This window comes from Rhodopirellula europaea 6C (genome assembly GCF_000338295.1).
GTDB lineage: Bacteria > Planctomycetota > Planctomycetia > Pirellulales > Pirellulaceae > Rhodopirellula > Rhodopirellula europaea.
This window is the reverse complement of sequence record NZ_ANMO01000023.1, coordinates 1-25,571: the sequence shown is the minus strand read 5'-3', so window position 1 is coordinate 25,571 and position 25,571 is coordinate 1. Positions and strand designations below refer to the sequence as shown.

22 protein-coding genes and 5 tRNA genes are annotated in these 25,571 nt (G+C 55.3%); 12 read left to right on the top strand and 15 right to left on the bottom strand.

Translation table 11 applies throughout. The features are described 5' to 3' along the window. Positions 1–65: 65 nt before the first annotated feature. The 6 genes from RE6C_RS01770 (at position 66) to RE6C_RS32365 (ending at position 8,428) form a co-directional block, all read left to right on the top strand. Entirely contained in the window at positions 66–1,523 is a 1,458-nt protein-coding gene (locus RE6C_RS01770) for a hypothetical protein (RefSeq protein WP_008653278.1), read from the top strand. Positions 1,524–1,620: 97 nt separating this feature from the next. Further along, positions 1,621–2,796, top strand: coding sequence for a beta-agarase (locus RE6C_RS01765; RefSeq protein ID WP_201766865.1), 1,176 nt, complete (start codon positions 1,621–1,623; stop codon positions 2,794–2,796). A gap of 143 nt (positions 2,797–2,939) precedes the next feature. Next, entirely contained in the window at positions 2,940–4,535 is a 1,596-nt protein-coding gene (locus RE6C_RS01760) for a sulfatase family protein (protein WP_052034904.1), read from the top strand. Positions 4,536–4,695: 160 nt separating this feature from the next. Beyond that, on the top strand, positions 4,696–5,094 hold the full coding sequence (locus tag RE6C_RS01755; protein WP_008653272.1) for a GxxExxY protein: 399 nt from the start codon (positions 4,696–4,698) through the stop codon (positions 5,092–5,094). 105 nt (positions 5,095–5,199) lie between these two features. Further along, positions 5,200–7,776 carry a PVC-type heme-binding CxxCH protein gene (locus tag RE6C_RS01750; protein WP_144054628.1) on the top strand — a complete coding sequence of 859 codons (2,577 nt, stop codon included), beginning with the start codon at positions 5,200–5,202 and terminating at the stop codon, positions 7,774–7,776. A 13-nt stretch (positions 7,777–7,789) separates the two neighbouring features. After that, entirely contained in the window at positions 7,790–8,428 is a 639-nt protein-coding gene (locus tag RE6C_RS32365) for a hypothetical protein (RefSeq protein ID WP_008653270.1), read from the top strand. A gap of 347 nt (positions 8,429–8,775) precedes the next feature. Here RE6C_RS32365 and RE6C_RS01740 read toward each other — a convergent pair whose 3' ends face one another. After that, positions 8,776–9,429, bottom strand: a complete 654-nt coding sequence (locus tag RE6C_RS01740) for an RNA polymerase sigma factor (RefSeq protein WP_039960969.1) — start codon at positions 9,427–9,429, stop codon at positions 8,776–8,778. Positions 9,430–9,579: 150 nt separating this feature from the next. Here RE6C_RS01740 and RE6C_RS01735 point away from each other — a divergent pair, with 150 nt between their 5' ends. Next, on the top strand, positions 9,580–11,859 hold the full coding sequence (locus tag RE6C_RS01735) for a serine/threonine-protein kinase (protein ID WP_315852337.1): 2,280 nt from the start codon (positions 9,580–9,582) through the stop codon (positions 11,857–11,859). A gap of 39 nt (positions 11,860–11,898) precedes the next feature. On the opposite strand, the gene RE6C_RS01730 is transcribed toward RE6C_RS01735, so the two are convergent. After that, positions 11,899–12,612 carry a RodZ family helix-turn-helix domain-containing protein gene (locus tag RE6C_RS01730; protein WP_039960963.1) on the bottom strand — a complete coding sequence of 238 codons (714 nt, stop codon included), beginning with the start codon at positions 12,610–12,612 and terminating at the stop codon, positions 11,899–11,901. Between the two features lie 158 nt (positions 12,613–12,770). After that, the gene (locus RE6C_RS01725) at positions 12,771–13,202 is read right to left on the bottom strand and encodes a hypothetical protein (protein WP_008653266.1); all 432 of its coding nucleotides are present in this window, start codon (positions 13,200–13,202) and stop codon (positions 12,771–12,773) included. Positions 13,203–13,448: 246 nt separating this feature from the next. Here RE6C_RS01725 and RE6C_RS01720 point away from each other — a divergent pair, with 246 nt between their 5' ends. From RE6C_RS01720 to RE6C_RS01705, 4 genes are all read left to right on the top strand, one after another. Then, a complete protein-coding gene (locus tag RE6C_RS01720) occupies positions 13,449–14,378 on the top strand; it encodes a hypothetical protein (RefSeq protein WP_236617864.1) in 930 nt (309 codons plus the stop codon). An 82-nt stretch (positions 14,379–14,460) separates the two neighbouring features. Further along, positions 14,461–15,687: a S1 family peptidase gene (locus tag RE6C_RS01715; RefSeq protein WP_008653262.1), complete on the top strand. Its 1,227-nt coding sequence runs from the start codon at positions 14,461–14,463 to the stop codon at positions 15,685–15,687. 127 nt (positions 15,688–15,814) lie between these two features. After that, positions 15,815–16,789: a polyadenylate binding domain-containing protein gene (locus tag RE6C_RS01710; protein ID WP_008653261.1), complete on the top strand. Its 975-nt coding sequence runs from the start codon at positions 15,815–15,817 to the stop codon at positions 16,787–16,789. Positions 16,790–16,845: 56 nt separating this feature from the next. Then, positions 16,846–17,688 (top strand): alpha/beta hydrolase, encoded by an 843-nt coding sequence (locus tag RE6C_RS01705; RefSeq protein ID WP_008653260.1) that lies wholly within the window; start codon positions 16,846–16,848, stop codon positions 17,686–17,688. On the opposite strand, the gene RE6C_RS01700 is transcribed toward RE6C_RS01705, so the two are convergent. Further along, on the bottom strand, positions 17,663–18,361 hold the full coding sequence (locus RE6C_RS01700) for an RsmD family RNA methyltransferase (RefSeq protein WP_008653259.1): 699 nt from the start codon (positions 18,359–18,361) through the stop codon (positions 17,663–17,665). The genes RE6C_RS01705 and RE6C_RS01700 overlap by 26 nt on opposite strands. A 14-nt stretch (positions 18,362–18,375) precedes the next feature. Then, complete coding sequence (locus tag RE6C_RS01695; RefSeq protein ID WP_008653257.1) at positions 18,376–19,536, bottom strand: ABC transporter ATP-binding protein; 1,161 nt, start codon at positions 19,534–19,536, stop codon at positions 18,376–18,378. Positions 19,537–19,928: 392 nt separating this feature from the next. Between RE6C_RS01695 and msrB the strand changes: the two genes are divergently transcribed. Further along, positions 19,929–20,522 carry a peptide-methionine (R)-S-oxide reductase MsrB gene (msrB, locus tag RE6C_RS01690; protein ID WP_008653254.1) on the top strand — a complete coding sequence of 198 codons (594 nt, stop codon included), beginning with the start codon at positions 19,929–19,931 and terminating at the stop codon, positions 20,520–20,522. A gap of 40 nt (positions 20,523–20,562) precedes the next feature. On the opposite strand, the gene rplK is transcribed toward msrB, so the two are convergent. From rplK to RE6C_RS01640, 10 genes are all read right to left on the bottom strand, one after another. Further along, complete coding sequence (rplK, locus tag RE6C_RS01685; RefSeq protein WP_007324993.1) at positions 20,563–20,988, bottom strand: 50S ribosomal protein L11; 426 nt, start codon at positions 20,986–20,988, stop codon at positions 20,563–20,565. A gap of 147 nt (positions 20,989–21,135) precedes the next feature. Continuing rightward, entirely contained in the window at positions 21,136–21,813 is a 678-nt protein-coding gene (gene nusG / locus RE6C_RS01680; protein ID WP_008653252.1) for a transcription termination/antitermination protein NusG, read from the bottom strand. Continuing rightward, positions 21,810–22,268 (bottom strand): preprotein translocase subunit SecE, encoded by a 459-nt coding sequence (gene secE / locus RE6C_RS01675; protein WP_008653250.1) that lies wholly within the window; start codon positions 22,266–22,268, stop codon positions 21,810–21,812. The genes nusG and secE overlap by 4 nt, the downstream gene beginning before the upstream one ends. 121 nt (positions 22,269–22,389) lie before the next feature. Then, positions 22,390–22,462 (bottom strand) — tRNA-Trp (locus RE6C_RS01670). A gap of 70 nt (positions 22,463–22,532) precedes the next feature. Next, on the bottom strand, positions 22,533–23,729 hold the full coding sequence (gene tuf / locus RE6C_RS01665; RefSeq protein WP_037251331.1) for an elongation factor Tu: 1,197 nt from the start codon (positions 23,727–23,729) through the stop codon (positions 22,533–22,535). 217 nt (positions 23,730–23,946) lie between these two features. Beyond that, a tRNA-Thr gene (locus tag RE6C_RS01660) sits at positions 23,947–24,018 on the bottom strand. 2 nt (positions 24,019–24,020) lie between these two features. Next, a tRNA-Gly gene (locus RE6C_RS01655) sits at positions 24,021–24,091 on the bottom strand. A gap of 115 nt (positions 24,092–24,206) precedes the next feature. Continuing rightward, positions 24,207–24,288, bottom strand: a tRNA-Tyr gene (locus tag RE6C_RS01650). A 165-nt stretch (positions 24,289–24,453) separates the two neighbouring features. Beyond that, positions 24,454–24,526: transfer RNA gene (locus RE6C_RS01645), tRNA-Thr, on the bottom strand. A gap of 164 nt (positions 24,527–24,690) precedes the next feature. After that, a partial coding sequence (locus RE6C_RS01640; RefSeq protein ID WP_039960944.1) for a DUF6798 domain-containing protein occupies positions 24,691–25,571 on the bottom strand: 881 nt, incomplete at its 5' end.

The window sequence follows — 25,571 nt, the reverse complement described above, 5'->3', positions numbered from 1 at the left end:
TCGTAACCTCGTCCACTACGATCGAAGAACATCGCGCGTAACTTACCACAAGTGAAACCAATAGCATGAAGTCCAACACCACCGTTCTCGCTTTGCTGATGAGCATCGCCCTCAGCCTTTCAGCGTCAGCCCAAGAGCTCGACACCTATGGCGGTTTCACCGACATCAAGGGCAAGAAAACAGGATTCTTTCACACGCAAAAAATTGACGACCGCTGGTGGTTAGTCACACCCGAAGGTCACGGATTCTTTGGCATTGGCCTCAGCCATCCAGTGACCGGCTTCTCAAAGGGCGCAGTAACGTTCTCCTACAACGGCAGCCAGGAAGCTTGGCTGCGCGACGGCATCAAGAAGATGCGCGAACTGGGATACAACTGCGTGTGGAGCGGTCCCTACAGCACGGAACGAACGCGATTCGGCTACGTCGACTACGAGTTGGCCGAACGCGTTTACCGCGAAGAGAAAATCCCTCACGCCATTCACGTTCCATTGATCAAACATCAGGTGGAACTGATGCCGGGTGAGAAACGCCCCGACGTCTTTAGTGACGAGTACGCCGACTTCGTCAGAGAAAACGTCGCGAGATACGTCACGCCGAATAAGGACAACCCGTGGATCATGGGGTACTACTATGGATTTGGATCCTTTATGCGTTCAGGTCTGTGGATCAATGAAACCCTGAACCGCGAGCCAGGAAGCCCAGGCCGAGAACACTTAATCTCCGTTTTGGAAACACGTTACGACGGCGACATCCAAAAACTGAACTCTGTCTATGAAAAGAACTATCAGTCATTCGATGACCTGCGAACGAAGGGTGGCATCACTTATCCCGTGGGATACTTCACGTATTCGAATAACAAGACGATCGCAGCAGACCAGGAAGCCCTGATCGCCGAAATCGTCGTCAAGGTGAACCAGCTTGGGCACAGCGAAATTCGCAACGTGGATTCGGGCCACATGGTCCTCGGTTGCTACGTGAAAGGCGTCACGTATTCCGCGGAACTTTGGAAGCGAATCACTCCCTACATCGACGTGTTGGCGCCGCAACACTTCAGCGAAACCCACAAGATCAACCCCGTGGTTGAAAGCACCGGTCTGCCTGCGCTGCTCAGCGACCAGGTGTTTGGCAATGTTTACCCGGAAGCGCTGCTTAAATCAGGCAGAACGCCGGGGCCTGTTCCCGATCACTTGGATCGTCGCGTGCTCTATCACTTGCTTTCCCGTCGACTGGCAGCCGATCCCGACTTTATCGGCATCTCGTTCTGCGCCTGCCTGCACGATAACGCTCATACCGTCGCCGCCTACGACCGTGGACAACCAGGTTTCTTCACCATCGACAATGAGCCCAGAAGCAAAACGATCGCCACCGCCCAGCAGGCGAACGAGTTCATTTACCAACACGTTCGCCATCCACTGAGTGAGACAGCGATCAAGAAACTCGACGACGATTACCACGAGACGGTCGAACATTACAAAGCAATTGCCCGCCGCCGAACGCTCTTTCTACGGGAACCAAACAAATGAGTTCTCTGGCTTCCAATGTATTAATAGTAGGACGGGCACTCATGCTCGTCATTTCATTGCGATTCATAGGCAAGAGTGCCCGTGCTACGGAGCTAAGATGAGAAAAACAAAAATGATCGGAAACGCTCTCGCTTTCACGTGCATGGTTTCGGTCCTGACAGTGGTGGCAGCCAGTGCTCAGGATGCAGCACCGGCGAGGTCGCAATCCATCGGACTGACCGAGATCGATGGCCGCACATGGCTGATCACGCCTGACGGAAAGCCTTTCTTTGCTCACGGGATCACTCATGTAACTAACCGAAGTTTGAGTAAGGACTATGGCGCCGTCTCAAAAGCCTGTAAAGATCTCGGTTTCAACGCCTACGGGTATGGGTGTCCGCCCGAACTCAAGAAGGACATGCCTTACGTGGAAGGACGCAACTACGTCCCTATCTCGATGTATCGCAGCAAAGGCGGGAGCTTCCGCTTCATCGATATCTTTGATCCTCAGGTGCAGCAGAGACTTGCAACACAGGTGAAACAGACCTGTCTCCAGAACCGCGACAACCCAAACCTGATCGGCTATTACTGGACCGATCTCGGAGCTTGGCCACTGAAGAACTCCATTGGCAAAAACTGGGTGGATTTCACCCGCGATCTGCCCGCCGATGCTCCCGGTCGCAAGGCCTACGACGAATTCGTAAACATCTGGAACGGCGATGACGCGCAAGCACGCGATCTTGCTTTCCTTCGGCTCATTGCACGCGAGTATTTTCGCGTGATGGGCGAGGCAAACCGGAAACACGATCCGGATCATCTCATTTTCGGTGAGCGCTTCGCTTTCAATACCATTGTTCCCGAAGTGTTGGAGGAACTGGTTCCCTGGGTCGACGCGATCGCGATTCAGCCGCCTTTCCAACCTGGGTTTCCCGAGGCGAAGTATCAGGAGATTCATGAGCTTACCGGAAAGCCCATTTTGATTTGTGATTTTGCGATTCGCTTTCAAGACGGCGATAAGTCGATTCGCGGCTGGAAACTCCAAGAAGACGCTAGGACAGCCGGCGTTGAATATGCCAAGTACATCCACGCCGCGCTGGTGACGCCCTACATCATCGGGGCCTTCTGGTGCAATCCGATCGACTCAACGGGTGCCTTCAACAAAGGAGGGGGGCTCAAGCAGGGGCTTTTCGGCGATGAATTAGCGCCGCGACCGGGCCTGAGCGAAGCCGTGATCGAGCTAAATCGTCACATTGCCAAGATCACGCCTGATCGTACCAATGCGCCCGGAAATTAGGGCGGACCAAGCGAAGCGCCGTTCCGGGAAATGTCTGAACGCGATCACCGGAGCTACGTCGCTTCGCTCCTTGATCCAGCCTACTCAATCCCAAGAAACTTCTCCGACACAACCACGACAACAAAGAAATTGATATAGCCCTGATGAATAACACATCTCGAGGCAGGCTTCTTAAACACGCATTTGCTTTGCTGCTGACGCTGTGTTCAAATCACATTGCATCTGCAGAAGTCGTTCCTGTTCCGTTGACGGTGAAGGCTGAAAAGATCGAAGCAGCGAAACCTCGAAACGTGGTTTTCATTCTGTCGGACGATCATCGCTACGACGCGATGAGCTTCATGGGGCATCCACTGGCGAAGACGCCGCACATGGATGCGATGGCGAAGAACGGTGCGCATCTCAAGAACGCCTTCGTCACAACTTCGCTGTGTTCTCCCAGTCGTGCCTCGATTTTGACGGGGCTGTACACATTTCGACACCGGGTGATCGATAACCAGCGCGCCGTTCCGGATGGGACACTTTTCTTTCCCCAGTACCTTCAAAAGGCGGGCTACAAAACCGGGTTCATCGGCAAGTGGCATATGGGGCATGCGAATGATGATCCTCGCCCGGGTTTTGATTTCTGGTTCAGCTTCAAAGGCCAGGGGCAGTACTACCCGCCGGGGCCACAGTACACGATCAACGACAATGGCAAACGAGTTCCGCAGGATGGCTACATCACGCCGTTGCTGACCCGAAAGGCGATCGAGTTTCTTGAGCAGCAAACGGACCGAGACAAACCGTTCTTTTTGTATCTATCGCACAAGGCCGTGCATGATCCGTTTACACCGGAACCCAAATACAAAGACTCGCTCAAAGACCAACCTTATGAATTTCCGGCATCGAGCGAACTGCTGAAAGACAATTTGAAGAATCGACCACGTTGGCTACTGGACCAGCGTAACAGTTGGCACGGCATGGACTTTGCCTTGCACACTGGCCAAAGCGTCGAAGGGTTCTACAAGAGATACTGCGAAGCTCTACGAAGCGTAGACGATAGCATCGGAGCCGTTGTGCAGCAGTTGAAGATGATGGGCATCTATGAAGAGACGCTGGTCATCTACATGGGCGACAACGGGTTCATGTTTGGCGAACACGGATTGTTTGACAAGCGAGTCGCGTACGAGACGTCGAGCCGCGTTCCGATGCTGATGCAGTGCCCGGCGATCATCAAAGGTGGAACGGTCGTCGAAGAAGTCGTCGCAAACATCGACATCGCCCCAACGGTCATGCAGGCGATGGGGCTGAAGAAGCCGCCGCACATGGACGGGCAAAGTTTCCTGCCGCTGGCCCAGCTTCCGCCAGCACAGCGCGAGACGATCCCATGGCGTGACTATTTCCTCTACGTCTACTACTGGGAACAGAATTACCCGCAAACGCCAACGCACTTTTGCCTGCGTGGAGATCAATACAAATACACGACCTACTACGGGCTCTGGGATACGGATGAGTTGTTTGACATAAAGGCTGATCCGAAAGAGCAAAACAACCTGATCTATGATCCCGCGCTTGCAAAAACGAAACAGCAAATGCAAAGCCGGCTTTACGAAATGATGGAAGAGTTGGGAGGGATGGAGATTCCGATGAATCCGCCACGCGGCCGCCAACAGAACAAGCGACTACGCAGTCGCGACGGCGTGAAGGGCGCAGACTTCCCCGAAGCAATGGTCGTCGATGAACCACTTCGAGAAATCAAATAGACGAAAATTGGGGAACGCTAATCTTCACTGATCACACACTAACAGGAACGATCTCAACCACTAAGACACGACGCTGCTCAGATTTCCAAAGGGCCTCGGAAAGATTAGTGTGCAATTAGCGGAGATTAGCGTTCTTACATCCGACGGAGAGAGCGAAGTGATGTTGAAACAGGAAGGGTACGATTTGATGGGTGCTGCATTCGAGGTCTACAACGAGCTCGGATACGGCATGGCAGAGGAGATTTATCAGGCTGCATTGGAAGTGGAACTTCGATTGAGAGACATTTCGTTCGTCGCACAAGCTGAGCTGGACGTCTTCTTCAAAGGGCAGTTGCTCATACCGAAATATCGACCGGACCTGCTTGTGTTCGATGAAATTGTTGTTGAGCTCAAGGCTCTGAAGGAACTCTGTACTGACCATGAAGCACAGATATTCAACTACATGCGAATCGCGCGAAAGCAAGTCGGATACCTGATCAACTTCGGCAAAAAAGGCGAACTGGAATGGAAACGGTTTATCGTCAACGACCTCCACAACAGAGAAATCAAAGAACGCTAATCGTCACTGATCAAACACTAATAGATCGTTTCAATTAGTGGCCAATTAGCGCTGATTAGCGTTCCCTAACATCCGAACAACCTCCTGCGACCATCGACTATTCCAATGATTTCAAGACAGATATTTTTATTGCCGATCATCTCCATCTGTATCGCAAGTGCGTATTTCTGTCACGCTCAGGATGATCTCTCGTGGGCATCTAGCGAGAAGACAGCATTCACACCGAACATCCATCACCCGAACATCAAGAGTGTCTCGTTGTTCGCGGCGAATCCGGAGATCGTTACGCCGGTGGGAATCGCGGTCGCGCCCGACGGTCGCGTGTTTGTGCAAGAGAATCACACGCACAAACGGAACTCGAGTTACAAGGGACCAAAGACTGACCGGATTCTTGTTTTTGAAGACAAAGACAAGGATGGCGTTGCGGAAGATCGATCGGTTTTCTACGAAGGTCACACCTTTAGCACAGATCTTTTGTTTGGCCCCGGTGGGCATCTGTATGTGAGCACTCGCTGGTTCATCGGTCGCTTTCCGGACGCAGCAACAAAAGCCAAGGCAGAGGGCGAGCCCGAGAAACTGATCCTCTGCGAAACCGATGGTGACTACCCACATAACGGCGTAGGTGGTTTAGCGATCGATCCGGCGAACCCTGAATGGCTCGCCTTTGGTTTTGGCGAGAACCTCGGCGCGGATTACACCTTTGTTGGCACGGACGGCGTGAAGCTTTCGGGTGGCGCCGAGGGTGGTTCGACTTATCGTTGCCGTACCGATGGCAGCATGCTCACTCGCCAAACCACCGGACACTGGAACGCCTTCGGCATGGCGTACGATCTGGACGGGAACCTGTTCAGCACCGACAACGACCCCAACGCCATTCCGCCCAATCGTTTGCTGCATATCGTTCCGGGTGCCGACTACGGCTTTGAGTATCGATACGGTCGATCGGGACTGCACCCGCTGGTTTGTTGGTACGGCGAGAATCCTGGAACACTTGGGATGATCGGAGCGCTGGGCGAAGCTGCTTGCGGATTGGTTCCGCATGGTCCTGGAAAGCTGCTGAGCGCGTCTTGGACCGACAATCGCGTCGATCTGCACTCGCTCACGGCAAAGGGCGAGTCATTCACCGCGACGCGTGAACCGTTTCTCAGTGGTCCTGATGATTTCCGGCCGGTTCACTTCGCGTATTCCGCCGACGGTCGCTATCTCTATTTTACCGACTGGGTGAAGCTGTCCTATCCGGTGCATGGCAACGGACGCATTTGGCGAGTGGAATTCAAGCAGCCGATCACGCTCGAGCCATCGTCAAAGCGAACGCCGGCCGGGGAGCTTTCAACGACCGAAGCACTCACCAAGCTCGGTAGCGATGATCCCTACGCGCGCACGGCAGCCATGCACGTGTTGTCGAAAACACCTGATGCGTTGGCGGCCTACGACTGGCAGTCGGAAGCCAACGGAATCGCGCGAGCTCATTACGCCCTGGCGTTAAAACGTTCCGATGCAGCGAGTCGCGTTGACATTATTCCTGCGCTGCTAAAGGACGATGATTCGGAAGTGCGTTTTGTCGGGATCAAGTGGGTTGCCGACGAGAAGCTCATCCAATACGAGTCAAATTTGAAAGGTGTTCTCAACCGAAGCGACCTGAGTCGGCGCGACCTTCGAGCGGTTGTCGCGGCACTTTCCAGGATCAGCAGTGACTCGAAAAAGGAGTTCTCGCCCGACGAGACGTTGCTGGAACTGGCCCTGGATACGGATAAGCCGCCGAGCCTGCGAGCGATGTCGCTAGCGAACGTGAAGGTTGATCACCCCGGGCTGACGGTCGCGAATCTGGCATCACTCGCTCGGTCTCAGAACCATGTTGTTCGGCTCGAAGCGGTTCGTTCACTAGCCCTCCACGCGGATGCGGACAGGGCTGAAGTTCTGGCTGAAATCGCGGCCGATCAGTCTCTCGATGATAACCTCCGAGCCGACGCGATAGCCGGCCTGGCTTCCGTTGCTCAGGATCAGTCAGAGTTGCTCGACACGCTGTCGTCCGACGCCAACCCGCTCATCTCAGCAGAAGCCAAACGCACACGTGTTGCGGGCGGGCTTGTTGAGCGACAAGTCGACATCAAACCGCAAGCCGATCAGCTTGAAAAGTGGATCCGGTTGATTCATCGAGAGGCGACAGAAGAGCCTGACCCAGCGGTCGGTCGCCGACTTTTCTTCCATTCCGGTTTTGCAGGTTGCTACAAGTGCCATACCATGCACGGCCGCGGCAGCTCTGTAGGTCCGGATCTCACCAACATTCGCAATCAGGAAGACGCCGCGCAGGAATGGTTTTTGAAGCATATCGTCAATCCAAACGCCGAAATGGCGCCGTACTATCGTCCCCAACAGTTGCTGACCGTGGATGGCCAAGTGCTAACCGGTCTGATCATTGGCAAGGAAGGAAAGAAGCAAGCCTACGTCGCTGCAGATGGGAAAGTTTTCTACGTCGACAAGGAAGATGTGGAGGAGCGACGAGAATTGCAAACGTCCATCATGCCCACTGGTCTACTGGATGCGATGTCAGTCGACGAAATTCGACACCTGATTGCGTATCTGCTTCACGCCAACGAACGGCCTGTTCAACCAAGGCTTTCAGCAAATGCGAATAGAAGTAGGACGGGCACTCCACTCCTGCCCGTCCCGAGCAGTCGGTGACGGGCAAGAGTGCTTGGGAATTTCAACTGCCTCTGAACCAGATGCAGCGACCCTGACTCGCACTGTCGAGCCTCAAGTCATCGGCAATCCGAATTTCATTCATCTGGAAAAGGACAACGGCGTCTGGTGGCTGAGGACGCCTGGTTTTTGGGGGCCACGCGAGTCCCTAAACAGAAAGGAACTCAACGAACCTCAGATGTCACGAAAGCGTTCGCTTTTCAAACGAGTTGTTTTTCGCCTTTCGAGAAAGCTGGCCGATGTCCAACCGGAGTTCGCGATGATTTCTCAAGGTCGATCGGTCGAGCTGAATCCCTATGAATCGCCAACGCATTGCGATGCCGCCAAGCGGTTGCCGCCGAGTCGATACCCATTGCTCATGCTGCTCGCGGGTATTTTCGGGGTAGCAAGTAGCGGCCTTGCCCTACTGATTGCGGTTGAATCAATCAACATGGCACAGCGACAGGGCTACGATGTTGAATTTACCAAGGGGATGATTGTGGCGGCCGGGTTTGCTTTTCTTGGAAGTTGCTGGGCGTTCTCGTGCCGGCTTTACTGGATACGGAGACCGAGGTTGGCCACCGTGATCAATCTTGTTGCTTTCGGTTCTGCAGGTTTGTTCTGGACGCTTCTTGAACTCGGCATCGTCCCTTGAGTTCGCATTCCAATTGTATTTGCCTGTTCTGAACCATGCCTCGGCTCAGCTGCTTAGCAACGCGTGAACAACAAGTGACGATGTTAGCGGTGTGGCGCAAGCCGCCCGGTGAGGAACCGGAGGGCTCGCGCCCTTCCGCTAGGTCACTTGTTGTTCATGCGATGCTTACTGTGGTGTGCTTGTCCCACATCCATGGGATTGGGTTCAAGGTGAGATGGCGTCCATCCTATTGGGACTGGCTGTGGGCGACGGCCTTGCAAGGGCATCGTACCGATTCCATCAAGGGGACATCGAGCATCAGTCTTGGTACAGGGGAGCTCACAGGCTGGAAGCCTATGCCACTTTTGTTAGCGTGTGGGGCGGTTGGCTTCGAGTTGTTTTTCGAGCTGTCGCATGCTGCGTGACAGCAGGACTCGGATGGAGACGTCGGTTTTGCCGAGTTGTTCCGCGATTTGTTTGGTCGGCATGCCGTCGACGTATCGCAGCCGGATGACGGTTTGCTGTTCTTCGTTGAGTTGCCCGATCGCTTGAGACATCGCGTTGAGTCGAATGTTTTGGCTGACCACGGCACTGGGTGATGTCATGCTGGCGGCGAGCAATTGTTTCATTCCCATGGCACCGTCATCGCCACCTGACGCACCGCCGCCGTGAATCGATTGCTGCCGACCCGCGTCGCGGCGTTTCGCGTCGAAGTGGAATCGATGGGCGTCGACCACGCGTCTGCGAGCGAGTTGTTGCAACCACTGCATCACCGAATACTGGTCTAGCGGCGCGGTCGGCAAACCTGAGATGGCGGCTGTCGCGATTTCTTGGATCAAATCATCGACTTCGACCAGCGCCAGCAGGTGTTCGCCGGTGATGGATTTCACGAATCGAAACAAAGAATCGCGATTCTGAGCGATGTAGTCGCCCAACGCGTCGACGTCTCGTTGGCGAATTCTCTGGATGAGCGGATCGTCCGTGGGTGGGGGCGATGAGTCGAGTGAGCTGTCGTCGTCCATCGTGATCACCGGAATGGGAGCCAATCGAAGTCAGGCTGGGCAAGGAAGAGGAGCAAGAACGGTGCATGCCATCTTACCGAGGTGCTCGCTATCATGGGCACGCCGCACCGTTTTCCTGTTCGACGAATCTCGAAACACCCTTTCTGTGTCATGACGTCTCGACAGTCAGCCCAACGTCGTGCATCGACTACCGCGGAAGATTCCACACTGGATCTGGACGAGATTCTGCTTGAGTGCCTGGAACGTTTGGCGGAAGACGATGAGGGTGGCGATCCGCGAAGAGTTTGGGAGTTGCTTCCCGCTCGGTTTCAAGGCGATGCGGCGGCGGGCGATCGATCGGGCCGATTTGTCTTGGTGGAAATGGTGAAGATGAGCATGGCAATCGCGGTGCAGAATGAATGCCCGCGCTGGTTGGACGAATACTTCGATGCCTTTCCCGAATGGTTTTCGGCTGAGTCGGCACCGTTTGATTTGGTGATGGAAGAGATTCAACTCCGTCGCGAATGTGGGCAGACTCCGGAACACGAGCACTATCGAAATCGGTTCCCGCATTTGGAACCGGTTTTGAAGCCGCTGTTCGATTCATCGGGCGATCAGCACGCGTCTATCGCGAAAACGCCTCGTCGTGGGACGCCGATGGAATTGGCCGTGGGAGCGGTGGTGGATGATTTTGAGATCATCCAGAAATTGGGTGAGGGTGCGTTCGCCCATGTGTATCTGGCTCGCCAAAATTCCATGTCGCGATTGGTTGCCTTGAAAGTCGCGAATGACACCGGGGACGAACCACAGGCACTCGCGCAGTTCGACCATCCGAACATCGTGCGAGTGTTTGATCAGCGTAAGGTGGCGGTCCATGATGATGAAGCGGCAGGTCGCTTGTTCGAGTTGCATTTGCTGTACATGCAGTTTCATCCCGGTGGCACGTTGGCGGATGTTGTTCGCTTGGCTCGTTCGGTTCCACTTGTCCAGCGTGATGGTGGGATCTATTTGCGGGCGGTGGACCAGGCACTGCTCGAATCGGCGCAGGTGGTTCCGGATCGCTCGACCACTCGAGCGTGGTTGTTGGGATGCGAATGGCCCAAGGTGGTCGCGTGGGTCGGTTTGCAATTGGCGGACTCTTTGCAAACCGCACACGAAGCCGGCGTGTTGCACCGCGATGTCAAACCAGCCAACGTTTTGTTGACCGCAGAAGGTCTGCCGCAGTTGGCTGATTTCAATGTGTCGATGGCTGGGACTGCTGGTCGTGCTGGAGCCGCTTCATCGCTGGGCGGTTCAGTCGGTTACATGGCACCGGAGCATCTCGATGCGATGAGCATCACGCGAGATGGGCGTCCTGAAGATGTCGGTGGGGCCGCGGATTTGTATTCGTTGGCGGTTTTGCTGTGGGAATTATGGCAAGGCAAGCGACCGTTTGATTGTTCGCATGAGACTCATTCTTGGACGGAGTTGTTGGAAGAGCAGCATGCGGCGCGGAAACGCGAATTGTTGGTTCCAGATCGGTTGGACACGCCGTCGGAACGCGTGCTGGAGAGCGTGCTTCGGTCCGCGTTGTCGGTGGATCCCGCGGATCGTCCGGAAAACGGCGCCGAGATGAGCGGTAGCCTGCGGTTGGCGATGCACCCAGAAGCCGCACGCTTGTTTGATCCGAAACCACGTTCTTGGATGCACATGTTGGGGAATGTGTCGCCTTGGTGGTTGTCTGTGGTCTCGATTTTGCTGCCCAACATTGCCGCGGGATTCATCAATTACTTTTACAACCACAGCGAGATCATGCCGGAGGAGATGCGGCCGAGCCTGGATGAATTCGCGATTTGGGTGAATTCAATCGCGTTCCCCTTGGGTGTGGGATTGATTGTGGTTTACACGCGAGCGTCCGCGAGAGCATTGAAGGCGACTCAGCAGGGTGAATCCGTTGGAGAGGAGGAACTCAATTCCATGTTGCGGCTGGGGTATCGAGCCGCATCGATTGGAGGCACTTGCTGGTTGATCGCGGGATTGGTTTATCCGCTGTTGTTGAAGTCGAGGTTTGATGAATTCACCGATGGTCAAGCGGTTCACTTTTTCATCTCGCTGCTGATTTGTGGCGGGGTGGCGATGGTGTACCCGCTGTTCGCGCTGAACGTGGTGGCGACTTGCGTGCACTATCCCAAGATGATTCGACCGACGATGCGGGATCCAAAGTTCGAACGTCATGCTCAGCAAATGATCAGTGATAGCGAATCGTTTTTATTGATCGCCGCCGTCATTCCGTTGATGGGAGCTGCCTTGATGGTCTTCAGTGAAGGGCAAACGAAAGAGTATCTGCTGATTGCGATCATCGCTGGCATGATCGGTTTGCTCGGTGCGTTTGCGAGCTATCGCATCATCGTTCGAACCTGGGCTGTTCTGGCAGAGGTGCTCTCCAACGAAACAACGGCCACGCCGCGTTGAGGCCTGGCCGTTGGTTCGAGGGAGACGCATGGAAGCAAATCACTGCGAAGGGTTGTTGCCGTTCGGTGTGATTTGTTCGATTGCCGAACGCAGCGGATCTTGAGGTGAGACCGCGGTCGCGGCGGGAGCCGGTTGATTGATGCCGCTGGTCTGCGGAGCAATGTTGGCTGGAGGTGCCGTGTTGGGCTGCACGGTGGTCGGCTGAGGTGACGCTGCAGGAGCGACTTCCGTGACTGTTTCGACCGTGACCGCCTCGACGGTTTCGATGGGCAAGGAATCCATCGAGAAGCATTTGTGATTGTTGAATTCGTTGCATTCGAAGAACTCGTCCCAACTGTCGATGATGACGGTCAAGTGTTGCAGGCCAATGATCAGCCCGCCGCGGTTGCCCATCGCGAGCGTCTCAATCGGCAGGGAGACTTCGACTTGCCGGGCTCCATTGGCGGGGATTTGTCCAGCGACCACGGTGGTGCGAGGCGAATGCGGCAATGCTTGGCCCAGCGAACCAATCGCAGTGACGTGAAAGTTCTCGACGCAGCGGTTGCTGTTGTTGGCGATCACGATCCCGAAGCGTGGACCACAGGATTGATCGACGACGGGGAGTTGTTTGACTTCGACAATTTCCAAGTCGCCGATGTCATCAGGAGGAACGATGAAGCCCTGGCCTTGGCATGCGACGATGCCGATGGTCACGAAGGCGATGAACAGGATGGCCGTGTTGAGTGCCTTCACGGAAAAGGATGTGCGATACATGGGATTGAACCTTGTCGATGTGGTGGTTGATTCATGAAAAAGCCCGGCAATCCACTGGTGGGATGTACCGGGCATGCCGTGCGATGTGGGTGATGCGTTGCTTTGGTGCGATCACTCGGTGAAGCGAATCACCGTGCTGTGAATCGTACTGCTGCGGCTCACCAGCATCCCCAGTAGCTTGTGTAGACGGGGGTGTAGTAGTGGTGCACAACAGGCTTGTAGTGCACGACTGGTGTGTAGTGATAAGACGAGTAGCTGTAGGGGCTGTAGTACGAGTTGTAGTGGGAGTAGCCGTAGCTGCGATGGCCATAGCTGCGGTACCCGTAGCTGCCACGGAAGCGACGGTAGCAAGCTGCGACTGCCTCTTCTGAATCGACTTCGTCTTCGCCGTCGTTGAGCAGTGATTCGACATCGGCCAGTCCGAGTTCCATGTCGTCGGCTGAAGCTTCGTCGATGTTCTCGATGTCGGCGGTGTTGTTGCTTTCCGCGGCAGCCAATCGAGCGAGCAGGTTGTCGTCGGCTTTCACGGCGGTGCCAACCAAGCAGAAGGTCATGGCCATGGCAGCGGTGATCAGAGTTCGTTTGGACATCGTTCAGTCTCCAGGAAGTTTGTTTTGCGGCGTTGTAAGAAAGTCGCCAGCGAGTTTGCCGCGTCGTTTCGCTGTCGTTCGTCTTGTGACTGAACGGCTAAGCGGAGGAGGCCCAAAGTTGTTACTGGAAAAAACGAATTTGTTTTTGAAACATCGAATCTGTAACAACGAACCCGAGGTTTCGCTTGGAAAGCATCGCCCACACGCGTGCGTGATCCTTCTTTCCTCTGACAATCGAGCGAACCCATGCGTCTCACTCACCGAAGTCTTTGCCTGGCCCTGTTGTGCGTTGTTCTGCCCGCCGCTCGTGGTTTGGCGGATGACGAACTGTTCTCGAAAGTCGCGATCGATTCCGTTTTCACGACGGCTTCTTCTGAGTCGTCCAGCGAAGCCAACCAGGCCGCCATCCCGATTCAGGCCGGAGCTGCGAAAGTGGACTCGGTCAAAGACCTGGACGAACTCTTTCCGCTGGCGAAAGAGATCGATGAAGAAGCTGTTCGCGAATTCGGTGCGATTCGGTTGGTCAGCCAATCGGACAAGTGGAGTTTCTCGACTCGCATGACCATCCAAGGCGATTCGCCAAAGGTGGTCTTTGAAATGGCACTCGTGACGCTCGGCGAAGCTTCCCTTGAGAATGAGCGAGCGATTTGGCTGTCGCTGATGGAAGCCGGGCAAGCGACCCAGGCGACTTTCTTTGGGATCAATCGCGAATCGGCGGAGGCTGGAAAGCAGGGGCAGTTGGTGCTGCGTTCGACGATGTCGGCGGTGGGGCTGACCACGGAAGCGTTGCGGTCAAAACTGCAATCGCTCAGCCAATTCGCTGTGACAAACTCAGCAGCTTGGTCGCAATTCCGAGCCAAACCAGCGGAAAACACGGCGAAAGCGGCAGTCGGGGAGTTTTCGCTGGTCGGCCAATGGCTGGCGACTCCCGTGTCTGGTGAAGCCTACGCGATCGATCTGAAAGCGGCTTCGGAGGGATCGGGAGCGTTCCAATTGGTTCAAGTCAAGGATTCCAAATCGACGGTGTCGTCCGGCAAGTACTCGCTGAAGGACGGCAAGTTTTCTCTGAAAGCGGACTCGGGAGATCCGTTGGTTTTTCCGCTGACGTGGAGCGACGCCGACCAGTTCGAGCTGGAAATCGGCACCGTGAAAGTGAATTTCAAGCGTCAAAAGTGATTTTCGGTAACACCAGCCGAGAGATCACGCTTGGTCTTTTGTTCCCTTTTCCGCACCACACCTGATCTGATGAGGTGATCCAATGTTTCGCTGCCGCCTGACTCGAATGCTTCGAATTGCTTTTCACCGTTGGATGTCGCTGCTCTGCCCGGCTGTCATGCTGGTCATCTCGCTCCAAGCGACCAACGCCATGGCGGGCGGGGAAACCTACAAAAAAGTCCTTCCATCGACCGTGTGGATCATCACTGCGAACGGGGAAGACCAAACGTCCACCGGGACAGGCGTCTTCATCGATGCGGACAAAAAGCTGGTTCTGACCAACGCTCACGTGGTCGGTGACAGTCGCACCGCCGTGGTGTTCTTTCCCGAGAAAAAGAACGGCGAAACGATGGTCAAACGCAAGCAATACCTGGATTCGGTGCTGAAATTGGCTCAGCCCGGCCGGATTGTTGCCGTCGATCGCAAGCGTGATTTGGCTCTGATTGAGTTGGCGGAAGTGCCTGAGCGAGCCGAAGCGATCGCGATGGCGGAGACGAGCGTCACGACCGGCGAATCAGTGGATTTGATCGGCAATCCTGGCGGTTCCGACGTCCTATGGGTCTACACCAGCGGCACGGTCCGTTCGATCTATCAGAAGAAGTTCAAATCGGATCACGGCGAGCACGATTTTCGCGTCGTCGAAACTCAGACGCCAATCAAACCCGGTGACAGCGGCGGACCTGTCGTCAATCAAGCTGGCGAATTGATCGCGATTGCCCAGTCATTCTCGCCCTCGCAGAACCTGGTCAGCTACTGCGTGGACGTTCAGGAAATCAATGCGTTCGTCAAAAGCCCTTGGAAAGCGGCTCCTTTGGGCACCAAGGTGGTTCTGAAGAATGCGGAGGTGGATTTCGAATTGCATTCGACCGGTCACTACGAGGTCAAGCAGAAGCTTGCTTCGGGGACGACGCAGTCCGTCTTCGTTGCGAAGGACACTGAGTACTTCCAGCGTGCGGACGTGCGAAAGGTTTGGTCGTTGGTTTCGGTCAGCAGTGACGAGCCCTCGGCCGAGCTGATGATGCGGCTGATGCGTCAAAACTCAGCGACCAAGATCGGTGGCTGGGTCGTGGAAAAGAACGGTGCGGGCGAGTTTTTGATCCTGTACGTCGCGAAATTGGATGCGACCGCACCTGATGAAGCCGTGGCGGCCTCGATCGATTATGTAGCTCGAATTGCCGGAGCGATGAGCAAACAACTGAAATCCAAGACGCCCGAAGAAACCAAAACCGAGTCGTCGACCCAGACGCTGGCGTCGTGGTTGGCCAAGTGAATCTCGGGCATTCAGGAAAATCAAAGTTTCTCTGTAACGCATTCAGAAGTCTGCCGCTTGGCAGTTTGTAAGGCGAAGACATCGCCGCGACGCGAATTCAAACTTTCCAAAGACCGGAGACAGAACGATGAAAATTCAAGCTAAAAAATGGATCTTGGCCGCTTCCGTGATCAGCACCGTTGCTGGAACAGCCGTCGAAACCCAAGCCTGTGGCGGAGCTCGTCGCAGCGGAGTTTCACGAATCGTGTCGCAAATTCACTCGTCACGCACGACCAATCGCTACCCATCGTCGACACCTCACTACTCGTCGATCCAGCCCACCTATCGTCAGGCTCCGGTATATCACAACGCTCCGATCAGCGTTCAGCCTTCGCCGGTCGCTTCGCAGTCGTTCGCAGGTCAGCCCGTATCGCGCCAGCCTGTTTCGGGGCAACAGTTCGCTCCGCAACAACAGGTCGGCCAGCAATCGCTGAGTCAGCAACCTGCCCCGAACAACTTCGCCGCCCAGCAGGTTCAAGGCTCGCAAGCCGCACCAACCCGTCAGGCACCTGTTAAACAACAAGCACCGGTTCAGCAACAAGCTCAAACGCAGCCAGCGACCCAGGCTGCTCCCGCGACTCAGTCTGCTGCATCGGCGGAAGCATCGGCTCTCGCCATGTTGGCCTCGATCAATCAACGTGCTGCCAAGCCAACCCAAGCGACCGCACCGACTCAAACCGCGACACCTGCACCAGCCGCCGCACCAGCAACTCAACCAGCAGCGGCTTCCTCGCAGATCCCAACGTTTGGATCGGCCCCGCCGGCTTCCAGTGTCAGCTCGCCTGCCCAACCTCACGTGGGATCGTGGAACGTTTCCTTGCCCGGTGAGCAATCAGTGTCGCTGGAGTTGAATTCCGATGGTTCGTTTGTTTGGGTTGCTTCCAAGTCGGGAAAGACCAGCCAGTTCTCCGGCCAGTATCGTTTGGATGGCGGCAGCCTGACTTTGGTCCGCTCGCAAGATCTTCAAAAGATGGAAGGCACTTGGACGGCCAGCCAAAACGGTGGCTTTGTCTTTCGAGTTGGCGGTGGCACCAACGGTGGACTCAACTTCACGCGTTCGTGAATCTTCGATCGACTATCATGCAGCGGTTCCATCGTCCCGCTGCATGAGGTTTTGAAGTGCACAGAATTGTTGACTCGCGAATCGCACTCGTTGCGATTCTTTTCGTTTGTGTCGGTTCGGTCACCGCACAAGATTCGACCGTGACCAAACACGCAACTCAAACTTTCAAAGACTTGCTCTACCGGTCCGGGGACGATCTGACGGACTACGAGAAAGAGCGTTGCCGTCTCGATCTGATTCATCCAACCGATGAAAAGGGATTCTCGACCGTGGTTTGGTTCCACGGCGGCGGACTGACCGGTGGAAACAAATCCTTTCCCGAAGGTTTGCTTGTTCAAGGGATTGCCGTTGCAGCGGTGAATTATCGCTTGCACCCCAAGGTCAAATCACCGGCGTATGTGGAAGACGCCGCGGCCGCGGTGGCATGGGTGTTCAAGAACATCGAGCAATATGGTGGCGATCCCAAACGCATCTACGTCAGTGGTCATTCGGCCGGCGGATATCTGACAAGCATGGTTGGATTGGATCAGCGTTGGCTCGCAGAGCATGACATCGACGCCAATCAGATCGCAGGTTTGATCCCTTACAGCGGTCACACGATCACGCACTTCACGGTTCGCAAAGAGAACGGCATTGATGGTCGCCAACCGGTCATCGATGACATGGCACCGCTGTTCCATGTTCGCAAGGACGCTCCGCCGTTGCTATTGATCACCGGTGATCGTGAGCTGGAGATGCTCGGACGTTATGAGGAGAACGCTTACCTTTGGCGGATGATGCAAGTGGTCGGTCACCCTCATACCAAGTTGATGGAACTCGACGGATACAACCACGGTCAGATGGCCGAGCCTTCCCATCCGTTGCTGCTGCGGTTCATTCAGGAACTGGAAAAGGAGTGACCAAGCCGCACACGTTGCCGGGTTCCAGGAACGCTAGGTGAGTGATGCCGTAGGTTCGGATGTCCCAGTCGCCAGGCGGCAGTTGTTCCAGGTCAAACGTGTTGTCGGTCTCGACGACCAGGACGCTGCCGGGAGGAGCGTATTGCTGGACTCGGACGATGATCGACTTCAGCTTGGGATAGTACTCCGGGTCGGTCCACATGCGATACGGCGGACTGAGGAAGACGATCCAAGCGGTGTCGTCTTCCGGACTGGATGGCTTCAGCAATTGATCGGCCAACGCGAATGCGTCGCCCGTCACCAAGCGGACTTTGTCTTCAATGCCGAGCCGCTCGGTCGTGTCTCGAATTTGAGCGATCGCCTTTCGCATCGGTTCGACCAGGACGGCGCTGTTGGAACCGCGGCTGATTGATTCCAGGCCCAACACACCGGTGCCAGCGAACAAGTCAAATGCGATCGTGCCGCGACAGGCTCGGCCCAAGATGTTGAACAGATTTTCGCGAACGCTGTCACGCATCGGGCGAGTGAATTCCTCGCCATGATAGGTCACGGGGCGGCCACGCATGTCACCGCCGATGATTCTCAGCTTGGTTGGCTTGCCGTCATCGGTTCCGCCCTTGAGGTTTCGTTGCTTGGGCTTGCCGCGTCGATTGTTGGTGCGTTTCGATTTCATCGAGACATCGTAACCTACGATTCCGTCCCGCCACAGGTCTTGGAAGTGCCGGGCGTGGAGTGCTGCGGCGACTTGGCGACCACGCGAAGGTCGGATACCGGAACCTGGCAGATCCATCGAGTTCCGGTCTCGTGCGGAATTGATTCTTGAAAAGTGGTTGCCGAGAGCGGCGGTGAGTTCTCCGAGCCGATGAGTTGCAATCGGAGGAGATGGCGGCCACCCAAATCACGTCGTTCCAAAAGAGTGACTGGAAATTGCCACATGCCCAATTCAGTGACGGTTGGCATCGCTTTCTCATTGAGATCTGGCTCGACCAATTGGATCGCTTCCGGACGGATCATCAAAGCGAGCTCATTGGTTGAATCAGGCGGCGACGATTGGAAGGCTTCACCGAGTTGTGAACAGGACCGAAGCACTTCATCCAGCGGCAGCAGATTGCACGGAGGTGACCCAAGAGCGAGCGCAACGTCCGTGCAGTTGGGCGACTGGTAGATCTCCTGAGGTGTTCCGGATTGAAGAATGCAACCGTTCGACATGACGACGATTTTGTCGGCCAAACGCATCGCCTCGTCGCCGTCATGGGTCACATGAACAAACGTCGTCGATTCAGTTTGGCCGGAAACTTCAGCCAAGTGCTGCATCAAGGATTCTGCCGCCAATCGGTCGATCGCCGCCATTGGTTCGTCAAGCAAGCAAACCGATGGTTCTCGGATTAGCGTTTTGGCGAGAGCTACCCGCCGTCGTTGTCCACCGCTGAGAGTTTCTGGTCGTCGTGGCAGCCAGGCGGGATCCAGGTTGAGCGTTTGCAGGATCGATTGAATCTTTTGGTTCGTTTCCGTTGCCGATGGGCGACGACGTAGATTCGCTCGACATGCGATCTGGAGCGTTTGTTCAACCGTCAGATGCGGGTACATCGTGTCGTGCTGGAACAGCAGCCCAACGTCTCGCTTTCTAGCCGTGACGCGGGTCACGTCGTATCCGTCAATCGCAATCGAACCGCGAGCGGCTTCCAGCAACCCCGCGATGCAGTGCAGCAACGTGCTTTTCCCGCAACCGCTTGGCCCGAGCACAACGCAGTACTCGCCCGGGACCAGTGCCAGATCAAAGTCGTCGACGATCCTGGTGGACCCTCGGTCGATGACCAATCCGTTGATCTGAAGAGAATGCGTGGACATCCGTTGGCGTCATGATGTGGCGTGAAGTGTGTGAGGCACGCATTGTAGAGGCTGAGCACCGAACCCGGCGAAACGATGGATTCCATCTCCTTTCAACGCCGCGGTCTGAGCCGAGGTCAGCGTCAGAATCATCGAAATCGCCGCAATTGAACGCGAATTTGAGTCGGCGGCAGTTGCAGATCGGTGATCGAAGTGTCCAGCGAGAGCGTGTTTTGGCGGTCTACAGGGGTGACAACCCATTACAATAGAGGGCGGTTGACGCGACGGGCGACCCACTGGGTTTCCTCGCTGCAGCAGGATTAGTACGGACGGAAGGACCCATGTTTCGCGTCAATTTGGCGATCACGACACGATGAGTTTTCGGTACACGGACTGATTTTGGAGATGACGCGATGCAGATTCATTCACAACACTCTGGCTCGTTTCGGACGATCATGCTGAGCGTGATTGGCGCGAGCGGTCTTCTGCTCGGCGGACTGGCGTTGCGAGCCGATGAGTCCCGCTCGCGAGGAAGTGAATCGCCGCTTGAGGTCACTCAAGAGAAGCGGGGGGACAATGCCGAAGCTTCTTCTGATGAGGACTACGTGCCGGCGACAAAGGCCGAGCTGCGTCGTCGTTTGAACCGAATTCAATACGACGTGACTCAGAATGCTGCGACCGAACCCGCGTTCCGAAACGCGTACTGGAACAACAAGAAGACGGGCGAGTATCACTGCATCGTCTGTGACAAGCCACTGTTTGATAGCAAGACCAAGTTCAAGTCAGGAACTGGATGGCCGAGCTTCTACTTGCCGATTGAGAAAGATGCCGTCGGGTACAAGACGGACTACAAGATGATCTATCCGCGAACGGAAGTTCATTGCAAACGTTGCAAGGCTCATCTGGGACATCTTTTCGATGATGGTCCCGCACCAACCGGCAAACGCTTTTGCATGAACAGTGCCTCGATGAAATTCGTCGAGGCAAAGTCCGAAAGCAAAAAATAGTCGAGCCCCGAAAAGAGGTCGGGGCAATCGAGGTCGTCGATCAGCCGTCGACGATGATGCCCATGCTGCGAGCGGTGCCTTCGATCATGCGAGTCGCTTGATCGATGTCACGGGCGTTGAGGTCTTCCATCTTCTTTTGAGCGATCTCTTCGCACTGTGCTCGGGTGACCGTTGCAACTTTGTCCTTGTTTGGGACGCCGCTGCCTTTGGCGATACCGGCTGATTGCATCAACATCGAGGCCGCTGGTGGGCTCTTGGTGATGAAATCAAAGCTACGGTCGTTGTAAACCGTGACGATGACAGGAATCGGCGTGCCGTTGTATTCCTTGGTGCGATCGTTGAACTGTTGAACGAATTGTCCCAAGTTCACGCCGTATTTACCCAGCGATGTACCAACAGGAGGTGCAGGAGTGGCTTGACCGCCGGGGACTTGGAACTTGGCTTGGCCGGTGACTTGTTTTGCCATGGGGAAACAGCTTTTAGCGATTAACGATTAGCGGTTAGCTTTTTGGTTGCAGCGTTCTGCTGAAAGGCCAACGCAATCTGAGGTGTTTGAAGTGGGATGGGTGAAGATAATAACGCAAGCGGCTAATAGCTAGAAGCTAGCGGCTTTTTACAAAGGCTCTACTTGCCAGTGATCCAGTTCCATCGGGACGCTGCGTCCAAAGATGTTGATGATCACTGTCACGCGGCCGTTGGCTTCGTCGACCACATCGACTTCGCCTTCTTGGTTTTCGAAGTTGCCTTCTTTGACGCGAACGCGGTCACCGACTTTGAAAGGAATCGCCGTTTTGATCGGTGTTTCGTCTTCGTCGTCGACGGCGGGACGATTGATGAATCGCTCCACGTCTTCGGGTTCCATTGGCTGGGGTTTGCCAGCCGAACCGGTGAAATCGCTGATCCCGCCGACTTCACGGACGAGGAACCAGGTGTCGTCGTTGATCGACATATACACCATGATGTAACCGGGCAGCAATTTTCGTTTGCTAACGCGGCGTTTTCCATCGCGAGTGAATGTGGCGACGTCCTCGGATGGCACCACGATGTCGCCGAAGTACTCACCCATGTCTTCCATGCGAACCTTCTTGCGAAGGGCTTCTGCGATGGAATCTTCGCGGTTGAACGCGACTTTCAGGATGTACCAATCCATCGGGGACTCATCGTCCACTTCTGGTTTGGGCGGCGCGTTGGGGTCAACGGGAGCCGGTGGCGGGGGCGCGGGAGCTTCCGAAGCGGCGGGAGAGGCTTCGGTTTCTGGCGAGTCGACGTCTTGCACGTCATCATCACTCACGATGTTACCCCGATGAAGTTGAAGATAAATTGCCAGAGAACATCGAACAGGAACAATGTGATGGCAAGGAAGAAGATAGTGAAAATCACGACCACGGAAGCCCGAATCAGTTCATCCTTGCTGGGCCAAGTCACCTTGTTCATTTCCGCTTCGACAGCGATCAGGAAATCGGCGAATCGAGGCCAGTTGACGACACGGAAACCGAACCACAGGCCAGCAGCCAGCAACACGGCCGGGATGGCACGTGCGGCGAGGGAGGATTCTCCCATGGCCGATGGCAGGAACGAATACAATCGCCAGCAACCCAACGCAACGATCACCCAAACGGCGAGAGCCGTCAGTTGGCGAACGATCCGGCCTTGGTTGGCTTTGTACACACCAGCATGGAACAATTCGCTGCTCAGCGAACTGCCTCCGGCGCCGGCCGTGCCGGATTGGGTTAGATCTTTGGACACCCGTGGACTCCTTCGTGAATTGATTCTGGTGTTGAGCCAAATTGGTCATGGGCCAGTTTGCTCAGACCTCTTCCACGATCACATCCTGTTGATCGCGGGGGCAAACCAGAATTCTGGACAGCAGGGGCGGCGAGAGTCGAACTCACAACCGCTGGTTTTGGAAACCAGTGCTCTGCCAATTGAGCTACGCCCCTGAAACAGCGATAAGCCACTAGCTAACAGCTACCAGCTTATCGCTTATAGACAACTTTCTGCAAATGCAGATTACTCGACAATCTTGGTCACAACGCCTGAACCAACGGTACGGCCGCCTTCGCGAATAGCGAAGCGAACACCGTCATCCATGGCGATTGGCTTGTGCAATTCAACTTCGACCTTGACGTTGTCGCCAGGCATGCACATGTCGGCACCGATCAAGTTGGCCGTTCCGGTGACGTCAGTCGTGCGGAAGTAGAACTGAGGGCGGTAACCGCTGAAGAATGGCGTGTGACGGCCACCTTCGTCTTTGCTCAAGCAGTAAACTTCTGCTTCGAACTTGGTGTGAGGCGTGATGCTGCCTGGCTTTGCCAAAACTTGACCACGTTGGATGTCTTCGCGTTTAACACCACGAAGCAAGCAACCAACATTGTCGCCCGAACGACCTTCGTTCATTTCCTTGCGGAACATTTCAACGCCGGTGCAGGTGGTCTTGGTCGAGTTTGGACCAAGGCCGATGATTTCGACTTCTTCGCCGACCTTCACGACACCACGCTCGATACGTCCGGTAGCAACCGTACCACGACCTTCGATCGAGAAGACGTCTTCGATTGCCATCAGGAATGGCTTGTCGTCTTCACGGGTAGGCTCAGGAATGTGCGAGTCAAGTGCTTCCATCAACTCAGTGATGCACTTGCTGGCTTCTGGATCGCTTGGGTTGTTGTAAGCAGGCAGCGAGCTACCACGAACGACAGGAACGTCGTCACCTGGGTAGTCGTACTTGCTGAGCAATTCGCGAACTTCGAGTTCGACGAGTTCGAGCAATTCTTCGTCGTCGACCAAGTCACACTTGTTCAAGTACACAACGATGTACGGAACGCCAACCTGGCGACCGAGCAACACGTGTTCCTTGGTTTGTGGCATTGGGCCGTCAGCTGCCGACACGACCAAAATCGCACCGTCCATCTGGGCGGCACCGGTGATCATGTTCTTGACAAAGTCAGCGTGGCCGGGGCAATCGATGTGAGCGTAGTGACGATTTTCACTTTCGTACTCAACGTGAGCGACCGCAATGGTCACAGTCTTCGTTGCATCACGGACAGTACCGCCCTTGGCGATATCAGAGTAACCCTTCGCTTGTGCCAAGCCCTTAGCGGCTTGAACAGCGAGGATAGCACCCGTCGTCGTCGTTTTACCATGGTCAATGTGACCGATCGTACCTACGTTGACGTGGGGCTTGGTACGTTCAAATTTGTCCTTAGCCATTCTGGTTCACCTGCATTCGCGATCCGCACCACTGTTCTCGGGGAGATACGCTCCTCGAAAACCCTTGCTGCCGTCGACCGCGTTCACACCCACGGTTACTCGCCGGCAATTCGGCCGTGTTGATCGCATTCGATCTACTTGAAAATCGAAACGAAACAAAAACGATGTTGCACCCAAAGCCCGCTCCCCGATGGGAACTTAACTTTGAGCGACTTGAAGCTGCTGATGGGATTTGAACCCATGACCTCATCCTTACCAAGGAGGCGCTCTACCCCTGAGCTACAGCAGCGAAGCGGGTGAAGGGAATCGAACCCTCGTATTCAGCTTGGAAGGCTGCTGCTCTACCATTGAGCTACACCCGCGTCTTCCACTGCCAGCGACCGGCTACTATTTGCTGGTTTTCCGCGAAAACCCGTCAAAGGGCAAGGGGAAACAGCAGCCAGTAGCTTGCAGCTAACAGCATCTTCCATCTTCTAATGGGGGCTACAGGATTCGAACCTGTGTAGGCATAGCCAGCGGATTTACAGTCCGCCCCCTTTAACCACTCGGGCAAACCCCCAAATCATGTTTTTCGAATCAAAAGTGTGGCTTGCGATTCGAATGACTTCATTTTTGAGTGCTTTCGCACCTCTTCCTCGTCTACTTCTGTGAACTTGCTTGGCAGACTGTTTCGATTGTCTGTTGTTCGGTTCATTCGCCATCGGCGTTGAATCGATTTCGCAAGAGCCAACGGAGGGATTCGAACCCACGACCGGCTGATTACAAATCAGCTGCTCTGCCAACTGAGCTACGTTGGCCAGCTCAAGTTCACCCCGCGCGAGAACCGATAAACCGGCCTTGCGATGGGGAAGGCAGAGTGTACCGATCCGCGAACAGGCGACAAGACGGAATTGGGGCAAAATCGGGCTCCCCACAAAATTCTTGGGCGAATTTTGTCGCAAAAAGCCAATTGGTCCATCCGTCAAGGGAGTTCGTAGACCGCATAGGTCGAATTCCGCTGATTTGACGCCGGATAAATCTGCACCAAGGGCAGTTCAGGACCCACGACTCGTCGGTCAACCACGATCCAGTCGCAGCCGTATTTGGCCCGCATGGCTCGTAAGTCGTCGTACCGAATCGTGACTCGCATGGTCGACAAACGAGCGGGGTAAACCTCCAGAAAACGTTTGGCCCACTCTCGCAACGCAACCGCGTTTTGCGGCGTGTCCTTCCAGTTGACCACTTCGGCCCGATGGGCGTACCACTTGAACGTTTGTTGGTGTCTCGGTGTCAACAAGACGGCGTCTTCTGGCGTGCTGGCTCGGATGAACTGGCACACGGCAATCCAGTCTTCCATCGTGCGTCGCTGCTCGGCGTAGTCGGCATCCGCGTTGAGCCCCAGCATTCGATTGCTGACCGAAACGGGTACTCCGGTCTGAATCCGCTCCCAACTGGCCTGAGCGAAAAGCCCGATCGCCGCCAATATCCCGGCTCGGCCCAGCCAGACGATGGCGGAAGGTTGGCTTCTGGGCTGTGGCTCCGCAGTTGGTGAACCGATGTTTCTCGCCGAGAAAAAGTGAACCAGCAAAAATGCGAGCACCAGCGGCGTGACCGCATCGGCCAATCGGAACCAATAAAAACGCAGCAATTTGGCGGCTTGGTCGGGATAAATCGATGGAAGCAGGCCAATCAGCAATCCGGCGAGACTGATTGTCATCGCGCCGATCGCGAACCAACCCAGAATCCGAAACGCGATGGCTTGTTCCGTGAAAAGCGTCTTGGGTTCCGAGTCTTTGGCTCGCTCGATTACCGCGATTGGCATTTGCCGCCAAGCGAACGCCAGAGAGACCAAGCAGCCAATGG